Here is a 23,233-nt window from a genome sequence, read left to right on the forward strand (position 1 = left end):
GGTCAGCACTGTGCCGGCCCGGCGCCGGGCCGGCAACTGCCGTCCGCACCGTGGTCGTTGGCCCGTCGCCCGCGGACGCCCGGCGGCCGGATCAGCCGGCCGGGACGACGTTGGTGGCGTCCAACGCGGGACGCAGCGCGCGGGCGAGCCGGACCGCGTCGCCGACCACCCAGAAGTGCACGAAGAACAGCCGGGGGTGGTCGGTCAGCCCGTGGTTGTGGAGTTCCACCAGCTTGGCGCCGGCCCGTCGCAGCGCCCGGAGGACGTGCTGGACCTCGTCGGCCACCATGCAGCAGTCCGCGCTGATCGCGGCCCGCCCGTGGCCCAGCGGCTGGAAGTTGAGGGCACTGGTCGAGCCCAGGCCCGGGGGCAGCACCATATGGCCGTCGGTGATCTTCTCGCGGCGGACGAAGATGCACTTGTAGATCCCGTCGTCCACGGAACCCTTGACGCCCAGGGCGCGGTCGATCCGGGCGGTGTCCAGGTCGACCTCGTCGTCCGGGTCGGACGCGGCCGGCGGCGGGGTCGCGGTGCCGTCGAACGCGGCGCGCAGCCCGCGCGCCAGCGCCACCGGGTGGTGGCCGTGCGCGTGCACATGGACCCACCAGACGTCGGGATGCTGGGCCAGCAGGTGCTTGTGCAGGGCGGTCAGCCCGATCCGGTGTTCCTGCAACGTGTCGACGAAGTCCTGGAGTTCGTGCTCGGTCACCACGATGTCGCCCATCAGCAGGGTGCTGTGGTCGGTGTAGCGGACGAAGGAGCAGTGCGAGCCCAGGGCGAGGGCCGGTTTGACGTGGATGCGGTGGGAGACCACCCGGAGGTCCCGGCGGGGGAGCCCGATGTGGAACATCACCTTGCGCTTCATGTCGCCGCTGCGGCCCATCGCCTTGGCGACGGCCTTCCAGTCGTCGAGGGTGGTGTGGACGGGGGTGATCAGCTTCCGCTGGTGCGCTGTGGCCGGCTCGGCGGGGCCGGCGGCGGGGCGGGCGCGGGCGGGGTCGGGCGTCGCGGCCAGTACGGGGGCGAGCGCCGCCGCGGCCAGCACGCGCCGCCGCGGGGACCCCACGCGCGGGTCGGTGGTCTGCTGTCTGTCTCCAGCCATTACCTGAGCACCTCCACGAGGACCTCCATGAGGAGTGGCAGCATCGCCGACCTGAGGCCCCGTCATCTCGTCATGAGAGGCCAGGTGGGCTAAGCGGTCCAGCGGGATGGGTGAGCGGGTGGGCGAGGGCGGGGGGCCGGTGCATGCAGGCCCGTTCCCGTGGAGGTGGGTCGTGGCGGCGCGGCCGCCGCGCGCCGACCAGCGCAGCGCATCGGCGGGCAACGCGCCGCAGCGGGCTTGCTGTTGAGCCGCCGTCACCGGTGGGCGCGCTGCGCGTCAGTCCCCGGCCTCGGCGAGCCGGCGGAGCACCGGTTCCACCTCGGCGAGCAGCCGGACCTCCTCCGGGCGGAGCACGCTCAGGCGTCGGGCGAGTACCTGGGCCTCGCCGCGGGCCACCTCCGCCAGCGCCGCCGCGCCCCGCTCGGTGAGCAGGACCCGGCTGGCGCGCCGGTCCTTGGGGTCCGCCTCCCGGCGCACCAGGCCGGCGGACTCCAGGCCGAGGACGGCCGCGGTGGCGGTGGGTTGGGAGCACGGCACCCACTGCGCGATCTCCCCGATCCGGGACGGTCCGCGCTGGGTCAACAGCGCCAGCACCGCGGTGTGCGTGAGCTGGATGCTGCTTGCCGTGGCGGACCTGCGCAGGCTCCGGGTGAGCCGGTGCAGCGAGACCACCAGCTGCAGCGCCGCGTCGTCACCGATCGTCATCGCTCACCCATCGCCTGCCGTACCGGACTTCAGGTCCGAGGCGGGGCCCGTCGGGGCCCCGCCGTGGATCAGGAGAGCGTAATGGTGGGGGAGTACATCTCCAACCAGAGGGCCAGGTCCAGGGTGCGTTCGAGGCCGCGCCGGGACGCCTGGGTGATCTGCGGCGCGTTGTGGTCCGCCGCGCGCTGGAGCCAGTTGCGGTCCACGACGTCGAAGATCTGGTGCGAGGGGCGCGCCAACAGGTCCTTGGCGTGCTGCTGGAGCGCGACCGCGTACTGCGGGTCCTGGGTGGACGGGTACGGGCTCTTCACCCGGTCGTACACCGAGCGCGGCAGCACGTCGGCGGTGGCCTCGCGCAGCAGGCTCTTCTCCCGCCCGTCGAAGGACTTCAGCGACCAGGGGGTGTTGTAGACGTACTCCACCAGGCGGTGGTCGCAGAACGGGACCCGCACCTCCAGGCCGACGGCCATGCTCGCCCGGTCCTTGCGGTCCAGCAGGATGCGCACGAAGCGGGTCAGGTGCAGATAGCAGATCTTCCGCATCCGGTACTCGAAGTCGCTCTCCCCGTCGAGCCGTTCGACGTCCTTGATGGCGCGGTCGTAGTTGTCCTGGACGTAGGAGGGCAGCTCCAGGGCGCCGTTGAGCTCGGAGGTGAGGATGTGGTCGTCGTCGCCGAAGTGCTGGATGAAGCCCACCAGCCAGGGGAAGGTGTTGGCCTTGCGGGCGTCCTCGTCGAAGAACTGCTTGTACCCGCCGAAGACCTCGTCGGCCGACTCGCCGGACAGCGCCACCGTCGAGTGCTGCCGGATCGTCTTGAACAGCAGGTACAGCGAGGAGTCCATGTCGCCCAGGCCCATGGGTATGTCGCGGGCCCGGATCATCTTGGCGCGGACGTCGAGGTCGGCCAGGGTGGCGGAGTCCAGCACGATGTCCTGGTGCTCGGTGCGGGCGAGCCGCGCCACGTCGTGCACGAAGGGGGTGTCGGGGGTGGCGCGGAGGTCGTCGGCGATGAAGTTCTCGGTCTGGCCGACGAAGTCGACGGCGAAGCTGCGCACCGTCTCGCCCGCCTCGCCGAGTTGACGGGCCGCCAGCGCGGTCATCGCCGAGGAGTCCAGCCCGCCCGACAGCAGGGTGCAGCGCGGCACGTCGGAGACCAACTGGCGGCGGACGATGTCGTCGAGCAGGGTCCGGACGTGGCCGATGGAGGTCTCGCGGTCGTCCTGGTGGGCCCGGGTGCGCAGCGCCCAGTAGACGTGCCGGCGCAGCCCGTCGCGGTCGACGGTGACCACGGTGCCCGGCTCGACCTCCTGCATGCCCTCCCATACCGCGTGACCCGGCGTCTTGACGAAGGCGAACATCTCGCGCAGCCCGTCCAGGCCGACCCGCCGCTCGGCGAGCGGGTTGGCCAGGATCGCCTTCGGCTCGGAGCCGAACAGCACGCCGTCGGCGGTGGGGTAGTAGTAGAACGGCTTGATGCCCATCCGGTCGCGGACCATCACCAGCCGCTGGCGCTGCTCGTCCCAGACCGCGAACGCGAACATCCCGTTGAGGCGTTCGGCGACCGCCTCGCCCCACTCCAGGTAGGCGTGCAGCACGACTTCGGTGTCGGAGTCGGTGGTGAACCGGTGTCCCTTGTCGACCAGTTCGCTGCGCAGCTCGCCGTAGTTGTAGGTCTCACCGGAGTACACCAGGACGACCTTGGTGCCGTCGGCGCGCTCGGCGGTCATCGGCTGCCGTCCGCCCGGCAGGTCGATGATGGCCAGGCGCCGGTGGCCGAGTGCCGCGGGTCCCTGTACCCAGGTGCCGCGGTCGTCGGGCCCGCGGCAGGCCATCGTCTCGGTCATCGCGTCCACGGTCGCCTGCTCGGCGCGCAGTTCGCGGTTGAAGGAAATCCAGCCGGTGATGCCGCACATGCCTTGTCCTCCTACTCCGAGCCCTGGGGCCGCCGGCGCCGCGGAACCGCGGGGACGGGCCGCGGCGGACCGGGGTCGGGAGGGGGCGGGCAACGCCGAGGAACGGTCGCCCGACCCGTCTCACCAGAGTCAGTTGTATCGAGCACCTATGTAACGAGAGTGTTCCTCGGAAGCCGGTCGCGTCAACCAGGGCGTAACACGGAGCGGGGAGCTCGGGGGCCCGCCGGGGCGCGGGTGTGGGCCCGGCGGGCGGCCGGTGCGACGGTGCTGAGCTGCGGGTTCGGCGCGGGGGCGGGCGTCGGGTGGCGCCGCCGAGGGAGCGGGCGGCCTACGGGAACGAGAGAAAGGTTTTACCGGGAAGTGACAGAAAGGAGCGGAACGGGAGCGCTGTGGAACGGGATCGGGCCGGCCGCGCGGAGCTCCGCACGGCCGGCCCGGTGGTCCCGCGTCAGACGCTCTTCTTGCGGCCCGTCCGCCCGGCGACCGGTACGTCCAGGGCGCGGGCGATACCCACCACGCCCTCGTCGAGGCGCTGGAGGTGCCGCAGTACCCGGAAGGTGACGGTGTGCGACGGCGGCACCGGCGAACCGTCCGCCTCCAGCAGCGAGGCGATGCTGGCCCCCGCCTCCACCTCACCGTCGATCGGCTCGTCGTTCACCCGCGCGGCGATCAGTTCGATGTTGCGCGCGATCCGCCGACCGGCGCGGGCGAGCCGGGGATCGGCCGCCACCGACCGGCTGGCCGGCAGGAGTTCGGCCGTCGCCGCCAGCGAACGCGCGTGGTAGGCGCAGGTCTCCAGCAGCGCCACCAGATAGCGCGCGGTCTGCCGGCGCACCCGCAGCGGGGTGATGGGGTGCACCAGCGGCTGGGTGGAGCCGCGCAGGTCGTTGAGGGCGGTGTCCAGATCGCGGGCCCGGGTCAGCAGGTCCTCAGCGGGGCCGCCGGAGAGCTGGGTCACCGCCGCCGACACCGCGTCCTGGAGCCGGTCCAGGACGGTGCCGAGGTGCTCGTCGGTGCGCCGGTCGGTGTGCACCGGGAGCACCAGCACCGCGGCGATGATCCCGCACGCCGCGCCCAGCGCGGTCTCCTCGATGCGCAGCACCAGCGTCGCGACGCTGTAGGTGTTGAGCAGGGTGTAGAGCAGGCCGAGCATCGCGGTGACGAAGAAGGACATCAGCGCGTAGGACAGCGGCGCGGTGAAGAACATCCCGAAGACGCAGAGCAGCACCAGCGCGAACGCCGTCCAGGTGTGGTTGCCCACCAGCCCGGCCAGCGCCACACCGGCGATCACACCGAGGACCGTGCCCAGCAGCCGGCGGTAGCCCTTGACCAGGATCTCGCCCGTGGAGGCGGTGTTCAGGAACACCACCCAGCAGGTCAGGACCGCCCAGTACCAGCGCTGGGTGGACAGGAACTCCCCGCCGACGATGGCCAGTGCGGAGCCCGCCGCGACCTGGAACGCGGCCCGGGTGGTGGGTCGCTGGAGCCCGGTGCGCTCGTCCTCCTCGTCCTCCTCGGCGCCGACGATCGACAGGTCCTCGGCGTCGAGCTCCTCCCGCGAGCGGGTGGTCGCCGAGGTGTCGTCGGACTCGTCCTGCGGTCCGTCCAGCGCGATCCGCAGACCCAGCACGGCGCGGGCGGCCTCGCCGAGCGCACGGAACGCGTCCTGCACCGCCCCGGAGCCGCGCGGCAGTTCGTCCTCGTCGCGGTAGCCGAGCAGTCGGTTGCGGACGTGGGCGAGCGCGGTGCCGCGGTCGCCGGGGGAGCGGTGGGCCACCAACAGGCTCAGCGCTTCGAGGTCCCGGCGCAGGGTGGGCACGGCGTCGCCCTCGGACTGCAGGGGCTTCGAGCCGGCCGGCACCGGGGCGTGCGGCAGGTGCAGGGTGAGGGTGTCGGTGCGTTCCGCACTGCGGGCGTTGAGCAGCGTCATGCCCAGGCGTTCGGCGGCGATCTCGGCGTCCGCGATGCGGCGTTGGAGCAGCGCCGCGGTGGCCGCGTCCCGGGTGCCCTCCTCCAGGCGGCCCTGGATCATCAGCGCCGTCTCGTGCAGCCGGGCGGTGTGCCGCCGCAGGTCGTCCAGGACGCCGTCCAGCTCCTCGGGGTCGGCGTCCACCAACTTCCGCTGGGTGGCGACCAACTGGGCCAGGCGGGCCCGGAACGCCTCCCGCAGCCGGCTCAGGGTGTGCTCGGGGGTGTCCCGGACGACCGCGAACCGGATCACCGCGCTGCATACGAACGCGACGGCCAGGGTCAGATACAGCTCCGGCAGCATCGCCACCGTGGCGTGCACGAACAGCGAGATGAAGTAGACCTGAAAGCCGATCAGGCCCAGGGCCGTGCCGCGGTCGCCGAACCGACGGGCGTAGGCGGCGCCGAAGATCAGCGCGATGAAGAACAGATCACCGGTGATGACCTGGTTGTGCAGCAGCGCCCCCAGCGACACCGCGGCCAGCGCCGTCGGCAGCCCGAGGCCGAGGGTCACGGCCTGGCCGCGCACCTCCTTCTCCCGGATGGCGAAGGTGGCGACCATCGCCGTCATCGCGCCGGCGACCATGAGCGAGACGCTGGTGCCGAGCAACGCCAGGGCGACGAGGGCCAGCACGATCGCCCCCACCGTCCGCAACCCCGCCATCAGCCGCAGCAGTCCCGGGTCGGACGCCGCGAAGCGGTCCCAGATGCCGGTACTGGTCCGTCGTATCGCTGCCTTCACGCTGCCGTACGCTCCCCATCCTTGGCATCGGCCGAGGTCACATGCCGTCGGCCGGGCGTCCCCAGCATTGCACGAGGACCGGGAAAGCGGACGAGATCCGTCCCGTCAGGTGGCCTCGTAGGCGGCGCCGGCCACCGCGAGGTCCTCCCAGGCCATGCCGACGCTCTTGAAAAGGCGCGGGCGGTCCGGGTCCGCGGTGGCGGCGCCGGTGGCCAGACCGGCGAGCGTCAGCATCGCTTCGGGCGCGAGCCGGCCGCTCTCCAACTCCGGGATCAGGTCGCCGGCCTCGCGGGCCGCGGCGGCCCGGGACTCGACCACGACCGTGCTGCCCAGGACGGTGGTGCCGTCCACCTCGCGGCTGCCGCGCTCGTGGGAGCCGACCGCGGTCACCGTGGCGCCCGGCGGCAGCAGCGCGCCGTCGAACAGCGGGGTGCGGGCGGTGGTGCAGCAGGCGACCAGGTCGGCGGCGGCGACCGCGGTCGGGTCGCCGGCCTCGACGGTCAGGCCGGTGTCCCGGCGGACGTCGGTGACGAAGCGCTCGACGTTGGCGGGGGTGCGGCCCACGACGGTGACCCGGCTGAGCGGGCGCACCGCGCGGAACGCGTCGAGGTGGCCGCGGGCCTGCGGGCCGGTGCCGAACACCACCAGGTGGGCGGCGTCGGGGGCGGCGAGCAGATCGACGGCGAGGGCGGAGACCGCCGAGGTGCGCACGGTGGTCAGCGCGATCCCGTCGAGCAGGGCGACCGGGGCGAGGGTCGCGGCGTCGAAGAGGAGGTACTGGCCCTGGACGCGGGGGAGTCCGGCGGCCGGGTTGTCGGGGGCGACGGTGGCGACCTTGACGCCCGCGTAGCGGCTGCGGTGCGCGGGCATCAGCAGCAACTGGCCGTGCTCGACGGGCACGATGGTGCGCGGCGGATCGGCCTCCGGGTCCGGGCCGTCGCGCAGTGCGGCGCGCAGCGCGTCGACGGCCGCGGCCATCGGGAGGGCGTGCAGCAGACGGGTCTCGTCGATGGTCCGCGGCAGGTGGGGGACCGGGGGTGTGGTGCTCATACCGCCGAGTCTGCCCCGGACCAGGGCCCGGATGCGTGATCTACGACGCACCGGGGGGAGGGTGCGGAGGGGAGGGGCGTCGATGTCCGGTCGGGTGCTCCTCCCCTCCGCGGCTCAACAGGCGCCGAGGTCCTGCCAGACCCCGGAGCCACCGGTGGAGGGCGCCTCGCCCTGCGTCCACCACCGGGCCTTCCAGGAGCGGCCGTTGAAGGAGACGGTGTCGCCGCCCACGTACACCGTGCCCGCGGCGTAGGGGGTGGCGGAGCAACTGCCGCCCGGGGGCGCGGTGGTGGGCGGTGCGGTGGGCGGGGTGGCGCCGGCGAACTTCACCGAGAACTTGGTGAAGTCCCAGGCGTCCTGCTTCACGCTGCTACAGGTCCCCGACGTCCGGCCGTTGTTGTCCGGCGGGGTGCACTGGCGGTCGCGGTTGACCGACCAGTTGGTGAGGCGCGCCATGTGGTGGGAGGTGGCGAAGTCCAGCACGGTCTGGAAGTCGGCCTGGGTGAAGAACTCCCCGGTGTCGCTGCGGCCGTTCATCTGCGAGATGCCCTCGTGGGCGTAGGCGGTGGCCTCGTCCCAGCCGAAGGTGGCGCGCAGCACGGCGTTGAAGTGGGTGAGCGCGGAGGTCTGGGCGGCGGCGCCGTCGAAGCCGCCGTCGAACGGCATGATGGAGAAGTTGTCCGGGGTGAAGGACTGGGACTTGGCCTCGTTCAGCATCTGCTTGCCGAACCAGCCGGTGCCGTCGGCGGTGCCGGCGGTGGTGACGGAGAGGTAGAGGCCGGGGTTCTTCTGCTGGAGGATCTTGGCGGCGCCGATCTCGTTGTGGATGGCCGCGGTGTTCTCGTACTCCGGCTCCTCCAGGTCGAAGTCGAGGGCCTTCAGGCCGTACTTGTCGATGACCTGTTGGTAGGCGGCGGCGGTCGCCTCGGGGGTGCCGCACGCCTGGCCCAGCTTGGTGCCGTTGTAGCCGCCGATGGAGGCGGAGACGTCGCCGCCCTTCGCGCGGATCGCGGAGATCACCTTGGTCACCGCGGTGTCCGCGTCCACCGGGTGCAGGCCGTCCCAAGTCGGCGAGCAGCCGCCGCCGTTGGGCGCGAGCACGAAGGCGAGTTGGAACGCCTTGATGCCGGTGGCGTCCATCACCGCGCCGGCGTCCGGCGGGTCGTTGTCGAGCGGCATGAGGTACGGCGCCGCCGCGTACCAGTTGCCGCCCAGCGCCGTGGGGGCGGTCAACGGGGCCGGTGGGGCGGCGCGGTGACCGGTGGCGAGCGCGGTGCCGGCGGCGGCGAGCGCGAGCGCGGCCGCCGAGACGGCCGTGGCGAGGGTGAAGAGTTGACGAGGTGGCACATGCCCTCCAGCGAAGCCGACGGGGGGATCCAGGGGGTGGTCCAGACCAATCGACCACAGCGTGAACCCTCGGTGTGAGCACGTCAACACTTTGGACTGGACCAATACGCGCGAGCGCCGCCCGAGGGGTCTCGGGCGGCGCGGAGGGCGAGTTGGAGGGTGAGCGGGGTTCAGCTGGCCAGGTGGAAACCCGCGCCGACGCCGCCGTTCGCGTCCATCTCCTTGATGATGCTCTGGATCGGCGAACTGTGCTGGGCGCCCCAGGCGTTGCCGACCAGCGTCTGGCCGTTGACCACCGGCGAGCCGGAGTCGCCGCCGTTGGTCCAGATCAGGTGGGTGAACCATATGCCGTGCGTGCCCAGCTTGATGCCGCAGGTCAGGCCGGTCCGGTGGCCCTCCTTGCACATCCGGGTCCCGTTGGCCGGTGGCGCCCCGATCGACTTGATGGTCACCCCGCCGACCGTGCTGGTGGGCTTGACCCGCTTCTCGTCCAGCCGGATCACCGTGTAGTCCAGACCCTTGGGGCCGTTGCTGAGCAGGTTGTTGGGCGTGCTGACGTACGTCACCGTGCCGATCTGGCCGGTCTTCAGGTCGGGGGCGCTCTTCGTGAACGGAGCGGGCGCGGCCGCCGTTCCCGCGGGCGAGGCGTCCAGGTAGACCGGCGCGCCGACCAGCTTGTTGCCCTTCTCGTCGATGAAGCAGTGGGCGTTGGTCAGGCCCACCAGATTGCCGGCCCGGTCCCGGCCGACCGCCGTGAGGGTGCAGACGTAGAGGCTCTTGTGCTGCTCGGGATTGGGCAGCATCCGGAAGATGATGCCGCTGCCGCCGCCGATGGCCGTGCGCGCATCGGTGCTCGCGCTCGCGGCCGGCGCCGCAGAGAGGGACAGGCCCGCCAGTAGGACGGCGGCGCCGAGCGCGCGTAAGACGCGGAACATGCGATCACTCCCCGTGTGGTGGTGCTCAGTTGGTCGAAGGTCTGACCCGACCAGCTAAGCGCGGGCGAGGGTGTCCGCGCGACCGATAATCCACTTTGGACTATGTGAAGTGCGTCACTTGGCGAGGGGGTGAACTCCCGTGGTGGAGAGCGGAGTTGGGGTGCCCGACGGGTTCGGGGGCGGGTGGCGGTCGTGCGGGCGCATAGGGTGACGTGTCGTGTCCCCCGTGTCGTACATGTCCCGCATGCCCGCGCCGCTGCGTCGCGCCGTCTGCGCATTGGCGCTCGCCGTCCTGCCGCTCGCCGGCTGCTCCCCGGCCGCTTCGACGGAGGCGGGGCACCCGTCCCCGACGGCCAACGCCCGGCACCGCGTCGAACTGCCCACCGCGGGCGCCGCGTTCGACTACCAGATCGGCGGCCCGTACCGCCCGGCCGACGGCGTCGAGGTCGTCTCCCGCGACCGCACCGCCCGGCCCGCGCCCGGCCGCTACACCATCTGTTACGTCAACGCCTTCCAGGCACAGCCCGGCGCCGACGCCCGGCGCTGGTGGCAGCGGCACCACCCCGACCTGCTGTTGCGCGACCGGGACGGCGACCCGGTCATCGACGAGGGCTGGCACGAACCGCTGCTCGACATCTCCACGGCCGCCAAGCGCACCGCCCTGCTCGGCGTCGTCGGCCCCTGGATCGACGGCTGTGCCGCGGCCGGCTTCGACGCGGTCGAACCGGACAACCTCGACTCCTACGAGCGCTCCCAGGACCTGCTCACCAAGGACCACGCGCTGGCCTTCGCCGCCCTGTTGACCCGACGGGCCCACGACCGGGGACTGGCCGCCGCGCAGAAGAACACCGCCGACCTCCTCCCCGAAGCCCGCCGCGCCGGCTTCGACTTCGCCGTCACCGAGGAGTGCGCCCGCTACCGGGAGTGCCCCGCCTACGCCAAGACCTACGACGACCGGGTCTTCGACATCGAGTACCGCCGCCCCGACCTCACCACCGCCTGTCGCGCCTGGGGCGAGCGGCTCTCCTTCGTCCTGCGCGACCGCGACGTCGGCCGGCCCGGCGACGCCGGCTACCTCCGCCGCACCTGCTGACCCACCGTCCGGACCCGCCGGACCCCGCCCGCGCCGGCGCCGCTGACCGGCCCGCCCATCACCTAGACTCGCGAAAATGGCCAAGTACTTCGACGTCCATCCGGACAACCCCCAGCGCCGCACCATCGGGACGGTCGCCGAAGCGATCCGCTCCGGCGCGCTCGTCGCCTACCCGACCGACTCCTGCTTCGCCCTCGGCTGCCAGCTCGGCAGCCGCGAGGGCATCGACCGCATCCGGTCGATCCGCAACCTCGACGATCGCCACCACTTCACCCTGGTGTGCCAGAACTTCGCGCAGCTCGGCCAGTTCGTGCAGATCGACAACGACGTCTTCCGCGCGATCAAGGCCGCGACCCCCGGCCGCTACACCTTCATCCTCCCCGCGACGAAGGAGGTCCCGCGCCAGCTCCTGCACCCGAAGAAGAAGACCGTCGGCGTCCGCATCCCGGACCACACCGTCGCCCAGGCGCTCCTCACCGAGCTCGGCGAGCCGCTGCTCTCCAGCACCCTGCTGCTGCCCGATGAGGAGGAGCCGCTGACCCAGGGCTGGGAGATCAAGGAGCGCCTCGACCACGTCATCGACGCGGTGGTCGACTCCGGTGACTGCGGGACCGAGCCCACCACCGTCGTCGACTTCTCGGGCGGCACGGTGGAGATCGTCCGGCGGGGCGCCGGCGACCCGGCCCGGTTCGAGTGAGGGGCGGCGCAACCATGGCACGCGCACGAGGCCGCGCGATACCGGTGGTGGTCGCCCTGTTGACGCTCCAGGTCGGCGCGGTCGGGGCGGTGTTGGCCCAGGCGGGGCCGGCGGTGGCGAGCGCCCCCGCCGCGTCCCCGGCGACCGCGCTGCGGATCACCGAGGGCCGGGTCGGCGAGGTCGGGCCCGGCGGCACCCTCTTCTATCCCGCGGTGACCAGCTGTCTGACGGTCACCGTCCGGCTGGCCGACGGCGGGCTGATCGGCGCGCACGCCAGCCTGTTCCAGGTGCCGGGGGAGTACCGGTCGGACCGGATCCTCGCCGCCGTCAAGCAGCGGATCGGCGCCAGGGCGGTGCGGGCCGTGGAGGTGCGGGGCGCGGTCGGTGCCTGGCACCCCAGCTACTTCAGCCGGGCGATCGAGAGTTACCCGGAGGGCGCGCAGGTGCCGGTGCCCACCGAGCCCGACCCGGACGGGCTGGCCAGGGCGGTGGCGGACGGGCTCGGCCAGCCGCGCGCCGAGGTCACCGTCCAGGACCTGCCCGACGGCGACCAGACGGTGAAGTGAGCCCTTCCGACCGGTCACTTCTTGAACGCGGCGGGGCGCCCCGAGCGCACCGCACGGAGCCGCACAGCGGGATCAACCCCCTTTAGCGTCACGTACGTTGGCGGTGGTCCGGTGGCCGGTCGGCGAACTCCGATAGGCCCTCTTGACGCACCCTTCACGAGGCTGAAGCATGCGACGGCGGGAGCGCGCTCCCCTCCCCCCACGGCTTCACTTCCTGAATCAGGAGGGTCATCCATGACCCCTGCATCAGAGGAACCCCCCACCCCACAACCGCCCACCGTCGGCCGCCGGACCGTCCTCGGCGCCGCCGCCGCGGCCGCCGCGGGACCCGCCCGGCTCGGCCCCCTCAGAACGCCCCCCGCCGCACCGCCCCACCGGCCCCCGCGCGCCCTGCCCGGCGGCGGCGACCTCGGCCCCAACGTCCTGGTCTTCGACCCGTCCACGCCGGGCATCCAGGCCACGTTGGACGAGGTCTTCCACAAACAGGAGAAGGCCCAGTTCGGCAAGGGGCGCTACGCCCTGCTGTTCAAGCCCGGCACCTACCACGGACTCCACGCCCGACTCGGCTTCTACACCTCCATAGCCGGCCTGGGACTGTCCCCCGACGACACCACCATCAACGGCCATGTCACCGTCGACGCCGGCTGGTTCCACGGCAACGCCGACCAGAACTTCTGGCGCTCCGCGGAGAACCTCGCCCTCGTCCCCACCAACGGCACCAACCGCTGGGCCGTCTCCCAGGCCGCCCCGCTCCGCCGGATGCACGTCCGCGGCAACCTCAACCTCGCGCCCGCCGGCGACGGTTGGGCCAGCGGCGGCTACCTCGCCGACTGCCGCATCGACGGCACCGTCGAGCCGCGCTCCCAACAGCAGTGGTACAGCCGCGACAGCGCCGTCGGCGGGTGGTCCAACGGCGTCTGGAACATGGTGTTCTCGGGCGTCGAGGGCGCCCCCGCGCAGACCTTCCCCCACCCGGCCTACACCGTCCTCGACACCACCCCCGCCTCCCGCGAGAAGCCCTTCCTCCACCTCCACGGCGACGAATACCGGGTCTTCCTCCCGGAGTTGCGCACCGCCGCCCGCGGCGTCACCTGGGGCAACGGCACCCCGCGCGGCACCGCGCTCCCGTTGTCGCGGTTCTACGTCGCCAAGCCCGGGGTCACCGCCGCCACCCTCAACCAGGCGCTCGCCCAGGGACTCCACCTGCTGTTCACCCCCGGCAGTTACCACCTCGACCGACCGATCCAGGTGACCGCGCCCAACACCGTGGTACTGGGCCTTGGTTACGCCACCCTGATCCCCGACAACGGTGTCACCGCCCTGAAGACCGCCGACGTCGACGGCGTCCGACTGGCCGGCCTGCTCATCGACGCCGGACCGGTCAACTCCGCCACCCTGCTGGAAATCGGCCCGCCCGGCGCCCGTGCCGACCACTCCGCCAACCCGACCACCGTCCAGGACGTCTACGTCCGGATCGGCGGCGCGGGCCCCGGCAAGGCCACCACCAGCATGGTGATCAACAGCCGGCACACCCTCGTCGACCACACCTGGGTCTGGCGCGCCGACCATGGCGACGGGGTGGGCTGGGAGACCAACCGCGCCGACTACGGCATCCGCGTCAACGGCGACGACGTCCTGGCCACCGGCCTGTTCGTGGAGCACTTCAACAAGTACGACGTGCAGTGGTACGGCCAACGGGGCCGCACCGTCTTCCTCCAGAACGAGAAGGCGTACGACGCCCCCAACCAGGCGGCCGTCCAGGACGGCAACGTCAAGGGCTACGCCGCCTACAAGGTCGCCGACTCCGTCACCAGCCACGAGGCGTGGGGACTGGGCAGCTACTGCAACTACACCGTCGACCCCCGCATCGTCCAACACCACGGCTTCGCCGCCCCCAAAGCCCCCGGGGTGAAGTTCCACGACGTGCTGGTCGTCTCGCTCGGCGGCAAGGGCCAGTTCGAACGCGTCATCAACGACACCGGCGCCCCGACCTCGGGCACCTCGACCACCCCCTCGACCGTGGTCGCCTATCCCTGACCGGACGGGCGGTGGTGGGCCGCGCGATACCCACTTTTTTGTGGGTACTTGGCCAGCGGCCCACCACCGGGAGAAGCTGATCACCGGCGGCCATCGGGGCCGCCGGCGCGGCGGGAACGGAGGGTGAGCAGGGATGATGCCGCGTCAGGAGGCTCTCTGCGCCTCGGCGAGCCGCTCCAGGCGGCGGTGCCCCCAGGCATCGAGGGGCGCCAGGGCCGCGGCGAGGTCGCGCCCGAAGGCGGTCAGGGAGTACTCGGTCTTCAGCGGCAGCGAGTCGTGCACCTCACGGTGCACCAAACCGTCCTCCGCCATCTCGCGGAGCGCCTGAGTCAGCACCTTCTCGCTGAGCCCGGGCAGCTGCCGGAGCAGCGCGCTGGGCCGGGTCGGTCCGGGCTCCAGCAGCCACAGCAGCGGCGTCTTCCACTTGCCGTCGATCACCGCGATTGCCGCGGTCGTTCCACACACGTTCAGATCCCTGGCTCGGCCGCGCGTCATCGTCGCCCCGTTCCTTCCACTCGCCGTCGTTCCGTTTTTTACGTCCTTCTTCTCTTACCAATCACCTTCATCAGCTCGGTATTTCCGGATTCCGACGGATTCCGGATCCTCAAGGAGTAGATCAACCACATGTCCACCACCACGACCCCCGCAACCTCCGCCACGCCCGCCGCCCCGCGCTCCGTCACCGTGCTCGGCCTCGGGCCGATGGGCCGCACGCTCGCCGAGACGTTCCTCGCCGCCGGGCTGCACACCACGGTCTGGAACCGGACGCCGGGCCGGGACGCCGCCCTCGTCGAGCGGGGCGCACTCAGTGCCCCGACCGCACCGGAGGCGGTCGCCGCCAGCGAGCTGACGGTGGTCTGCGTGGTCAACTACGCGGCGGTGACCGCCATTTTGCACCGCCCCGAGGTCGCCGACGCGCTCAAGGGCCGCACCGTCGTCGTGCTGACCGCCGGCACCCCCGACGAGGCCCGGGCCACCGGCGAGTGGGCCGCCGACCACGGCATCCGCTACCTCGACGGCGCGATCATGACCCCGACCACCACCATCGGCACCCCGGACGCGGTCTTCCTGCACAGCGGCCCCCTCGCGCTCTACGAGGAGCACCGACCGGTGCTGGACGCGCTCGGCGGCACCCACACCCACCTCGGCGAGGACATCGGCCGGGCCGCGGCCCACGACATCGCGCTGCTGGACATCTTCTGGACCGCGATGGCCGGCTACGCGCACGCCGTGGCGCTGGCCCGGGCCGAGGGCATCACCGCAGGGGAGTTGGCGCCGTTCGCCCAGGGCATCGGCGCGATCCTCCCGCCGCTCTTCGCCGAGACCGCACAGGAGGTGGACCGTGGCACCTACTCCGGCGAGGGCAACCCGCTGACCTCGGCGGCCTCGGCGATGGCCCACATCGTCCGGGCGTCCGAGGCGCACGGCATCGACACCGGGGTGTTGCGGTCCGCCGAGGGGCTGGCCCGCCGCGCCATCGGCCTGGGCCACGGCGGGGACGGCTTCCTCCGCATCGCGGAGCTGCTGGGCCGCGGTTGACGGGGACGGGCGGGCCGGCGGGAGCGCTCCTGCCGGCCCGCCCGTCACCGGGGCTCACCCCAACACGTAGGCGAAGTCGTACGGGAACGACGGCTCGCCGGGCGCGTAGACGAAGCTCCCCGATCCGCTCAACCCGGCCAACTCCCCGGTGGCCGAGCCCGGTACGACCTCGAAGGTGCAGCGCACCGTGCCGTCCGCGGCGAACTCGCCGCGCTCCTCCAGGACGAAGCTGCCCTCCCGCCCGTCGAGCCGGCCGGTCAGCAGCTCCAGGCCGGTGAACGTGCCGGTCTTGTCCGAGGTGTAGACGATGCTGTACTCGCAGGTCGTGCCGGCGGCCTCGATGCCGCCGGCGAAGTCGTTGGTGACGGCGGCATGGGCGAGGCGCGGGCCGGGCCCCGCCGAACCGACCGGGTGCTCCTCCCAGTTGGCGTAGCTGATGCGGCCGGTGGTCTGCGCGGGCATGGCGGGCTGTCCTCTCGTCGGGCCGCACGGCGGTTTCGCGTGCGGGATACCGGCAGCCTGTCGGCCGTACCTGACACCTCCTGTCAGGTACGCGAGACAATCGCCCGATGCGCGCCGACCGGCTCCTCGCCCTGCTCCTGCTGCTCCAGAACCGCGGACGGCTGACCGCCGCCCAACTCGCCGCGGAACTGGAGGTGTCCATCCGCACCGTCTACCGGGACGTCGAGGCGCTCGGCGCGGCCGGCGTCCCGGTCCGCACCGACCGCGGCCCCGACGGCGGCTACCGCCTGATGGACGGCTACCGCACCCGCCTGACCGGGCTCACCGACGCCGAGGCCGGCGCGCTGTTCCTCGCCGGGGCGCCCGGGCCGGCCGCCGACCTGGGGCTCGACGCGGTGCTGGCGACCGCCCAGTTGAAGGTCCAGGCGGCGCTCCCGGCCGCACTCGCCGAGCGGACCCGCCGGATCCAGGGCCGCTTCCACCTCGACGCGCCAGCCTGGTTCCGGGACGCCGACCCGGTGGCCCATCTGGCGCCGATCGCCCGGGCGGTGTGGGAGCAGCGGGTGCTGCGCACCCATTACCGCCGCTGGCGCGGCGAGGTCCACCGGGAGCTGCGCCCGCTCGGCATCGTCCTCAAGGGCGGCATCTGGTACCTGGTGGCCCTCGTGGACGAGGCGGTGCGGACGTACCGGATCGCGCGGTTCCTGGCGGTGCAGGTCACGGACGAGACGTTCGCGCGGCCGACCGGCTTCGATCTGGCCGCCTACTGGGCCCAGTCCGCCCGCCGCCTGGAGGCCGCGCTGCACCAGGACGTGGCGCGGCTGCGGATCTCGCCGCGGGCGCGGCGGCTGCTGCCGATGTACTTCGGCGCCGCCGGCCGGCGCGCCCTGGAGGAGGCCGGGGAGCCGGCCGCGGACGGCTGGACCCTGGTGGAACTCCCCGTCGAGGGGCCCGAAGTGGCCGTCGGCGATCTGCTCAGGCTGGGCGCGGAGGCGGAGGTGCTCGGCCCGCCCGCGCTGCGCCGGGCCGTCGCCGACGCGGTCGCCGTCCTGACGGAGCGCTACCGGACAGGGGCCGCGCCCGTTGCATGACGTGCCCTGCGCACCGCTGCTCCGCTCAGTACATCGCCGCCCGGGCCGCCGCGTACGCCTCGCGGATCCGGCGTCCCGGGGCGGCGTCGACCGGGGCGGGCACCTCGTGGGCGAAGGCGCGCGGCCAGGGCGGCGGTTCGGGGGTGCCGGCCAGCGCCCAGGCGGCCTGGCGGGCGGCGCCGAGGGCCACGTACTCCTCGGGTTCGGGCACGGTCACTGGCACGCCGAAGATCCCGGCGGCGATCTCGCCGACCACCGGCGACCGGGCCGCCCCGCCGATGATCAGGACCCGGCGGGCCTCGACGCCCTGGGCGCGCAGCCGGTCCAGCGCCTCCGCCATGTTGCCCAGCATCCCCTCGACGGCCGCGCGGGCGAGGTTCGGCGGCGTCGCGTTGTCGTGCCTGAGCCCCTGCAGACTCCCGGCCGCCTCGGGCAGGTTGGGGGTGCGCTCGCCGCCGAAGTAGGGGAGCAGCACCAGCCCGCCGGAGCCCGGCTCGGCGCTGCGGGCCAGCTGGTCCAGGTCGTCGAGGCCGACGCCGAGCATCCTGGCGGTGGAGCCCAGCACCCGGGCGGCGTTGAGGGTGCACACCAGGGGCAGGAAGCGGCCGGTGGCGTCCGCGTAACCGGCGACGGCACCGGTGGGGTCGGCGGTGGGACGTTCGGAGCGGGCGAACGCGGTGCCGCTGGTGCCCAGGGAGATCACCACGTCGCCCGGCCCGAGGCCCAGGCCCAGCGCGGCTCCCATGTTGTCGCCGGTCCCGGCCGCCACCAGGGCGCCGTGCGCGGTGCGGCCGGCCGCCCCGTACGGACCCAGGACGCGCGGGAGTTGGGGGGTGCGGCCGCCGAGGGCGAGGGCGAGCAGGTCGTGCCGGTAGGCGCCGTCGGCGGGGGACCAGTAGCCGGTGCCGGAGGCGTCGCCGCGGTCGGTGACCGGTTCGGCGCCGCTGCCGGGCCCGCCGCACAGCCGCCAGGTCAGCCAGTCGTGCGGCAGCAACACCCGTGCGGTGCGGTCCGCTTGCCGCGGTTCGTGCTCGGCCAGCCAGCGCAGCTTGGCGACCGTCAGCGCGGCGACCGGCACGGTGCCGACCGCCGCGGCCCACGCCCGCGGCCCGCCGAGCTCCGTAACGAGGTCCGCGGCCGCCCGCGCCGAGCGGGTGTCGTTCCACAGCAGCGCGTCCCGCACCGGCCGGCCGTCCTCGCCCAGGGCCACCAGTCCGTGCTGCTGGCCCGCCACCGCGACCGCGTCCACCTGCTCCAACAGGCCCCCGCCCGCGGCCAGTAGCGCCCGCCACCATGCCTCGGGCGGGACCTCGGTGCCCTCGGGGTGGGCGGCGCGCCCCCGGTGGAGGACCGTCCCGGTATCGGCGTCGCAGACGACGACCTTGCAGGACTGGGTGGAGGAGTCCACCCCGGCAACGGTGGGCATGACGGTGGCGCCTCCGGGCAACGGGACGAGGAGGGAGGGGGGTTCAGCGCTGCGGTCGCAGCTGGATCTTGCGCCCGGCGCCGCTGCGGAACGTCTCCAGTGCGGTGCCGAACTCGGCCAGGTCATAGCTGTGGGTGAGCATCGTGTCGGCGTCGATGACCCCCTTCGCCATCAGGTCCACGGCCCGCCCGAAGCTGTGCAGCACGGCCATCGACCCGACGATGGTGATCTCGTCGTTGTAGACGCGGAACGGCGAGAAGGACGCGGTGGCGGCGGACGGCGCGACGCCGAACTGCTGGAACGTCCCGCCGCGTCGGACCCGGCCCAGCCCGTCCTCGATGACCGGGATGACGCCGGTGCAGTCGATGACGGTCTCCCAGCCCTGCGGACGGTCCAGTTCCGCGGCGCCGACCGCGGTGGCGTCCGCGCCCAGCCGCTCGGCGATCCGCAGCCGGTCGGTGTTGAGGTCGACGACGGAGAGGGACGCCGCGCCGGCGGCCCGGGCGAGTTGGAGCATCATCAGGCCCATGGTGCCGGCCCCGTAGATGAGGTAGTGGTCGCCGAGCCGGCGCGGCAGCACGTCGAAGCCGCGCACCGCGCAGGACAGCGGCTCGATCAGGGTGCCCTGCGCGAGGCCGACCGCCTCCGGCAGCCGGTAGCAGTTGGCGGCCGGGACCTTGACGTACTCGGCCATCGCGCCGTCCACGGTGTCGCCGATCGCGCCCCAGTTCTCGCACAGGTTGCCGCGGCCGTTGGCACAGTAGTGACAGGCGCCGCAGAACAGCGACGGGTCGACGGCCACCCGCTCCCCGGTCCGCACTCCGGTCACCCCCGCCCCCAGCGCCACGACCTCACCGGTGAACTCATGGCCGGGCACGATCGGATACGGCGTGGGCGCGAACTCCCCCTCGACGATGTGCACATCGGTCCCGCAGATCCCGACCGCGACGGGCGCGACGACGACCTCGCCCGGGCCCGGCGTCGGGTCGGGGACGGTGGTGACCTCGTAGTGCCCGGGGGTGTGGATGACGACGGCGCGCATGGCAGGGGCCTTTCTCGGGGAGGGTGGGGCCTGGGGCTGGGCCGTGGGCGGTGCCGGGCTCAGGCGCGGGGAGCGGGGGTCACCGTGCGGACCTCTACGCCGAGGTCTTGGACGGCCCGGAGCTCGTCCGGCGGGGTCGCGGCGTCGGTGACCATCAGGTCGTAGCCGCCGGCATCGCCGTACGGGTGGGTCGCGGTGCGGCCGAACTTGCTGTGGTCGACGGCGAGTACGGCCCGGTCGGCGGCCGCAAGGTAGGCGTGCTTGGACTCGGCGTAGGCGCGCACCGGGTGGAACAGTCGGCCGTGGCGGATCGACGTGGCGGTGACGAAGGCGACGTCGGCGCGCAGCTCCGTCAGCTGGCGCCGGGCCTGCGGGCCGGCGCAGGACGCGAAGTCCTCGTAGTAGCGGTCGCCGAGCACCGTGACCTCGACCGGGGTGCCGGCCAACAGGGCGGTGATCCGCAGCGAGTTGGTGATCACCCGGACCCCGTCGACGGCGGCGAGCCGGCGGGCCAGCGGGAAGAGCGTGGAGCCGCAGTCGAGCAACACCGTGTCGCCCGGCGACACCTCGGCCACCAGGGCGCCCGCCAGCGCGTCCTTGATGTCGGCGTTGGCGTGCTCCCGGAAGCGCAGCGCGCTCTCCATGGTGACGTCGGGGAAGGCGGTGGCCACCCCCCGGCCCTTCCGCAGCAGTTGCCGCCGGTGGAGGCTGTCCAGGTCGCGGTGCATGGTCATCACGCTGACCCGCATCCGCTCGGCGAGCGCGGCGATGCGGATCTCGCCCTCCCGCGCCACCAGGCGCAGCACCGCCTGCCGACGCTCCTCCACCTCGGCCTCGGAACCACGGCTCGCGCTCATCGCGGGCGCACCCCCTCTCCCTCTCCCGGCGACCGTCGCACAGTGCGCTCACCCTAGAACATCACACACTTTGTGTGAAGTCCGAGGGGGGCTTGAGGGAGGCCGGCGGCGTGGTGCGGCTGAACGGGCCCGCGGAGCAGATGTGATGGGCGCGGGGGCCCGGCGGCGTGCGGAGCGACGCCGCTCCTGAGCAAGGGAGTTGACGCATGACCGTCGCCGTCGTCCTCTACACCTCCGACCTGCGGCTGCACGACCATCCACCGTTGCGCGCGGCGCTGCGCTCCGCCGACGCGGTGGTCCCGCTGTTCGTCCTCGACGAGGGCATCGCCGCGGCCGGGTTCGCCGCGCCCAACCGGCGGGCGTTCCTCGCCGATTGCCTGACGCAGCTCGACGCCGGGCTGCGCGACCGCGGCGGCCGTCTGGTGGTCCGGGCCGGGGACGTCGTCGACCAGGTGTGCCGGGTCGCTACCGAGACGGGCGCCGTCGAGGTGCATCTGGCGGCCGGCGTCAGTGGCTACGCCGCGCGCCGCGAGGAGCGGCTACGCCGCGCGCTGACGGCCGAGGGACGCCGGCTTCTCGTCCACGACGCGGTGCTCACCGCGGTACCGCCCGGTGCGCTCACCCCGGCGGCCTCGGACCACTTCGCGGTCTTCACGCCCTACTTCCGGCACTGGTCTCGGCAGCGGCTGCGCGACGTCCTGGCGGCGCCCCGCGACGTTCCGGTCCCCGCGCACCTCGGCTCCCGGGACATTCCGACGTCCCGAGGGGTGCCCGGGGCCTCGGCGGGGCTCGCGGCGGGCGGCGAGGCGACGGGCCGGAAGCGGCTGACCGCCTGGCTGCGCGGTGGGGCGGCGGACTATGCCGACCGCCACGACGACCTCGCCGGCGACGCCACCTCCCGGCTCTCCCCGCACCTGCACTTCGGCACCCTCTCGCCCGTCGAACTGGTCCACCGGGCGCGCGAGCGCGGCGGCCCCGGCGCCGAGGCGTTCGTCCGGCAACTCGCCTGGCGGGACTTCCATCACCAGGTCCTGGCCGCCCGGCCCGAGGCGTCCACCGCCGACTACCGCACGCGGCACGACCAATGGCGCACCGCGGAATCGGCCGCCGACGACATCGCCGACTGGAAGGCGGGCCGCACCGGTTACCCGGTGGTCGACGCGGCCATGCGCCAACTGCGGTACGAGGGCTGGATGCACAACCGCGGCCGGCTGCTCACCGCCAGCTTCCTCACCAAGACCCTCTACGTGGACTGGCGGGTGGGCGCCCAGCACTTCCTGGACCTGCTGGTGGACGGTGACCTTGCCAACAACCAGCTCAACTGGCAGTGGGTGGCCGGCACCGGCACCGACACCCGCCCCAACCGGGTGCTCAACCCGCTCCTCCAGGCCAAGCGGTACGACCCGGACGGCGCGTACGTCCGCCGCTGGGTGCCCGAGCTCGCCGGGCTCGCCGGGCCCGCCGTCCACGAGCCGTGGCGACTGCCGGACGACGAGCGCGCCGGCTATGACTACCCCGCGCCCGTGGTCCAACTCGCCGACGGACTGGCCCGGTTCAAGCGGGCCCGCGGCCGGGCCTGACGGGCGGCGTCAGGGTTGTTCGACCAGCCCCGTCCGCAGTTTGGTCAGGATGCGGGTGAGCAGGCGGGAGACGTGCATCTGGGAAACGCCCAGCTCCCGGCCGATCTCCGACTGGGTCTTCTCCTGGACGAACCGCAGGGCCAGGATCCGACGGTCGCGGCGGTCCAGCTTCTGCACCAGGGGCGTCAACGCATGGAGATCCTCGGCGAGTTGGAGCCGCGGGTCCTCGTCGCCCAGGGCGTCGGCGAGGGAGTGGGTCGCCTCGTCCTCGGCCGGGTCGGTGGGCTGGTCCAACGAGCCCGCGGTGTAGCCGTTGCCGGCGATCAGGCCGTCGATCACCTCCTCCTCGGAGCGCCCGAGGTGGGCGGCGAGCTCGGCGACGGTGGGGTCGCGGTCGAGGCGGGCGAACAGCCGCTCCTTGGCCTGCGCGATCTCGATCCGCAACTCCTGTAAACGGCGCGGCACATGGACCGCCCACGTGGCGTCCCGGAAGAACCGCTTGATCTCGCCCACGATGTACGGCACCGCGAAGGTGGTGAACTCGACCTCGCGGGACGGGTCGAAGCGGTCGATCGCCTTGATCAGCCCGATGGTGCCGACCTGGACGATGTCCTCCATCTCCCCGGGGTCCCCGCCGCGGTTGCGGAACCGCGCGGCGGAGTACCGGACCAGGGAGAGGTTCATCTCGACGAGGGTGTTGCGCACGTACTGGTACTCGTGGGTGCCCTCCTCCAGCTCCGCCATCCGCGCGAAGAACGGCCGCGACAGCGCCTTGGCGTCCTTCGGTGCGATCTTGGACGCCTCCGGGACGTGCGGCAGTCCGCCGGTGCCGGAGCGGACGGTCCGGTGGCCCTGGAGGTGGCCCTGGCCGTGTCGCGTTCCGGGGTGCGTGGTAACTGCCGTCGTCATGACTGCCCTCCCATAATTTGGATCATGGTCCGGTAAGGCGCGCCTGCCCTTCGTTCGCGAGTCAAAACGTCGGATCCGTCTTCGGATCCTCATTTTGGCGTCCTGGAGCTTGACTTGGCGTCAACTGGTGTGGTGCGCGAACGATTTCGGCCATCGAGTCGATCGACGGACC

General features: G+C 72.9%; 20 protein-coding genes. 7 read left to right on the top strand and 13 right to left on the bottom strand.

The features are described from left to right. Positions 1-91: 91 nt before the first annotated feature. The 7 genes from ACFVFQ_RS00550 to ACFVFQ_RS00580 all read right to left on the bottom strand — a co-directional run bounded on the left by ACFVFQ_RS00550 (position 92) and on the right by ACFVFQ_RS00580 (position 9,762). Entirely contained in the window at positions 92-1,102 is a 1,011-nt protein-coding gene (locus ACFVFQ_RS00550) for a DUF1259 domain-containing protein (RefSeq protein WP_383406124.1), read from the bottom strand. A 276-nt stretch (positions 1,103-1,378) separates the two neighbouring features. Continuing rightward, positions 1,379-1,807, bottom strand: a complete 429-nt coding sequence (locus tag ACFVFQ_RS00555) for a MarR family winged helix-turn-helix transcriptional regulator (protein ID WP_383406126.1) — start codon at positions 1,805-1,807, stop codon at positions 1,379-1,381. Between the two features lie 68 nt (positions 1,808-1,875). Beyond that, a complete protein-coding gene (gene asnB / locus ACFVFQ_RS00560; RefSeq protein ID WP_383406129.1) occupies positions 1,876-3,720 on the bottom strand; it encodes an asparagine synthase (glutamine-hydrolyzing) in 1,845 nt (614 codons plus the stop codon). 448 nt (positions 3,721-4,168) lie between these two features. Continuing rightward, the gene (locus tag ACFVFQ_RS00565; RefSeq protein WP_383406984.1) at positions 4,169-6,352 is read right to left on the bottom strand and encodes an FUSC family protein; all 2,184 of its coding nucleotides are present in this window, start codon (positions 6,350-6,352) and stop codon (positions 4,169-4,171) included. Positions 6,353-6,535: 183 nt separating this feature from the next. After that, complete coding sequence (locus tag ACFVFQ_RS00570; RefSeq protein ID WP_383406132.1) at positions 6,536-7,480, bottom strand: ornithine cyclodeaminase family protein; 945 nt, start codon at positions 7,478-7,480, stop codon at positions 6,536-6,538. A 114-nt stretch (positions 7,481-7,594) separates the two neighbouring features. Further along, positions 7,595-8,827 (bottom strand): chitinase, encoded by a 1,233-nt coding sequence (locus ACFVFQ_RS00575; RefSeq protein ID WP_383406135.1) that lies wholly within the window; start codon positions 8,825-8,827, stop codon positions 7,595-7,597. Positions 8,828-8,997: 170 nt separating this feature from the next. Continuing rightward, the gene (locus tag ACFVFQ_RS00580) at positions 8,998-9,762 is read right to left on the bottom strand and encodes a trypsin-like peptidase domain-containing protein (RefSeq protein WP_383406138.1); all 765 of its coding nucleotides are present in this window, start codon (positions 9,760-9,762) and stop codon (positions 8,998-9,000) included. Positions 9,763-10,006: 244 nt separating this feature from the next. On the opposite strand from ACFVFQ_RS00580, the gene ACFVFQ_RS00585 reads away from it, so the two are divergent. From ACFVFQ_RS00585 to ACFVFQ_RS00600, 4 genes are all read left to right on the top strand, one after another. Continuing rightward, positions 10,007-10,855, top strand: coding sequence for an endo alpha-1,4 polygalactosaminidase (locus tag ACFVFQ_RS00585; RefSeq protein ID WP_383406987.1), 849 nt, complete (start codon positions 10,007-10,009; stop codon positions 10,853-10,855). A 76-nt stretch (positions 10,856-10,931) separates the two neighbouring features. After that, positions 10,932-11,552, top strand: a complete 621-nt coding sequence (locus ACFVFQ_RS00590) for an L-threonylcarbamoyladenylate synthase (protein ID WP_383406141.1) — start codon at positions 10,932-10,934, stop codon at positions 11,550-11,552. A 14-nt stretch (positions 11,553-11,566) separates the two neighbouring features. Next, positions 11,567-12,118, top strand: coding sequence for a hypothetical protein (locus ACFVFQ_RS00595; RefSeq protein WP_383406144.1), 552 nt, complete (start codon positions 11,567-11,569; stop codon positions 12,116-12,118). A 234-nt stretch (positions 12,119-12,352) separates the two neighbouring features. Next, positions 12,353-14,155, top strand: a complete 1,803-nt coding sequence (locus ACFVFQ_RS00600) for a coagulation factor 5/8 type domain-containing protein (protein ID WP_383406147.1) — start codon at positions 12,353-12,355, stop codon at positions 14,153-14,155. A gap of 144 nt (positions 14,156-14,299) precedes the next feature. Here ACFVFQ_RS00600 and ACFVFQ_RS00605 read toward each other — a convergent pair whose 3' ends face one another. Next, complete coding sequence (locus ACFVFQ_RS00605; RefSeq protein ID WP_383406150.1) at positions 14,300-14,650, bottom strand: winged helix-turn-helix transcriptional regulator; 351 nt, start codon at positions 14,648-14,650, stop codon at positions 14,300-14,302. A gap of 129 nt (positions 14,651-14,779) precedes the next feature. Here ACFVFQ_RS00605 and ACFVFQ_RS00610 point away from each other — a divergent pair, with 129 nt between their 5' ends. Next, positions 14,780-15,694, top strand: a complete 915-nt coding sequence (locus tag ACFVFQ_RS00610; RefSeq protein WP_383406153.1) for an NAD(P)-dependent oxidoreductase — start codon at positions 14,780-14,782, stop codon at positions 15,692-15,694. Positions 15,695-15,748: 54 nt separating this feature from the next. Here ACFVFQ_RS00610 and ACFVFQ_RS00615 read toward each other — a convergent pair whose 3' ends face one another. Then, positions 15,749-16,156, bottom strand: a complete 408-nt coding sequence (locus ACFVFQ_RS00615; protein WP_383406156.1) for a DUF3224 domain-containing protein — start codon at positions 16,154-16,156, stop codon at positions 15,749-15,751. Positions 16,157-16,263: 107 nt separating this feature from the next. On the opposite strand from ACFVFQ_RS00615, the gene ACFVFQ_RS00620 reads away from it, so the two are divergent. Further along, positions 16,264-17,247, top strand: coding sequence for a helix-turn-helix transcriptional regulator (locus ACFVFQ_RS00620; protein ID WP_383406159.1), 984 nt, complete (start codon positions 16,264-16,266; stop codon positions 17,245-17,247). 25 nt (positions 17,248-17,272) lie between these two features. Here ACFVFQ_RS00620 and xylB read toward each other — a convergent pair whose 3' ends face one another. Genes xylB through ACFVFQ_RS00635 form a run of 3 tightly spaced genes read right to left on the bottom strand, consistent with a single transcriptional unit; the run spans position 17,273 to position 20,572 of the window. Then, positions 17,273-18,673, bottom strand: coding sequence for a xylulokinase (xylB, locus tag ACFVFQ_RS00625; RefSeq protein WP_383406163.1), 1,401 nt, complete (start codon positions 18,671-18,673; stop codon positions 17,273-17,275). Positions 18,674-18,716: 43 nt separating this feature from the next. Further along, a complete protein-coding gene (locus ACFVFQ_RS00630; protein WP_383406166.1) occupies positions 18,717-19,715 on the bottom strand; it encodes a zinc-dependent alcohol dehydrogenase family protein in 999 nt (332 codons plus the stop codon). A 59-nt stretch (positions 19,716-19,774) separates the two neighbouring features. Continuing rightward, positions 19,775-20,572, bottom strand: coding sequence for a DeoR/GlpR family DNA-binding transcription regulator (locus ACFVFQ_RS00635; protein ID WP_383406169.1), 798 nt, complete (start codon positions 20,570-20,572; stop codon positions 19,775-19,777). Positions 20,573-20,778: 206 nt separating this feature from the next. Here ACFVFQ_RS00635 and ACFVFQ_RS00640 point away from each other — a divergent pair, with 206 nt between their 5' ends. Beyond that, positions 20,779-22,152, top strand: a complete 1,374-nt coding sequence (locus tag ACFVFQ_RS00640; RefSeq protein WP_383406172.1) for a cryptochrome/photolyase family protein — start codon at positions 20,779-20,781, stop codon at positions 22,150-22,152. Positions 22,153-22,161: 9 nt separating this feature from the next. On the opposite strand, the gene ACFVFQ_RS00645 is transcribed toward ACFVFQ_RS00640, so the two are convergent. After that, complete coding sequence (locus ACFVFQ_RS00645) at positions 22,162-23,061, bottom strand: RNA polymerase sigma factor SigF (RefSeq protein ID WP_383406175.1); 900 nt, start codon at positions 23,059-23,061, stop codon at positions 22,162-22,164. Positions 23,062-23,233: the final 172 nt, after the last annotated feature.

Source organism: Streptomyces sp. NPDC057743 (genome assembly GCF_042798755.1).
Lineage (GTDB): Bacteria > Actinomycetota > Actinomycetes > Streptomycetales > Streptomycetaceae > Streptomyces.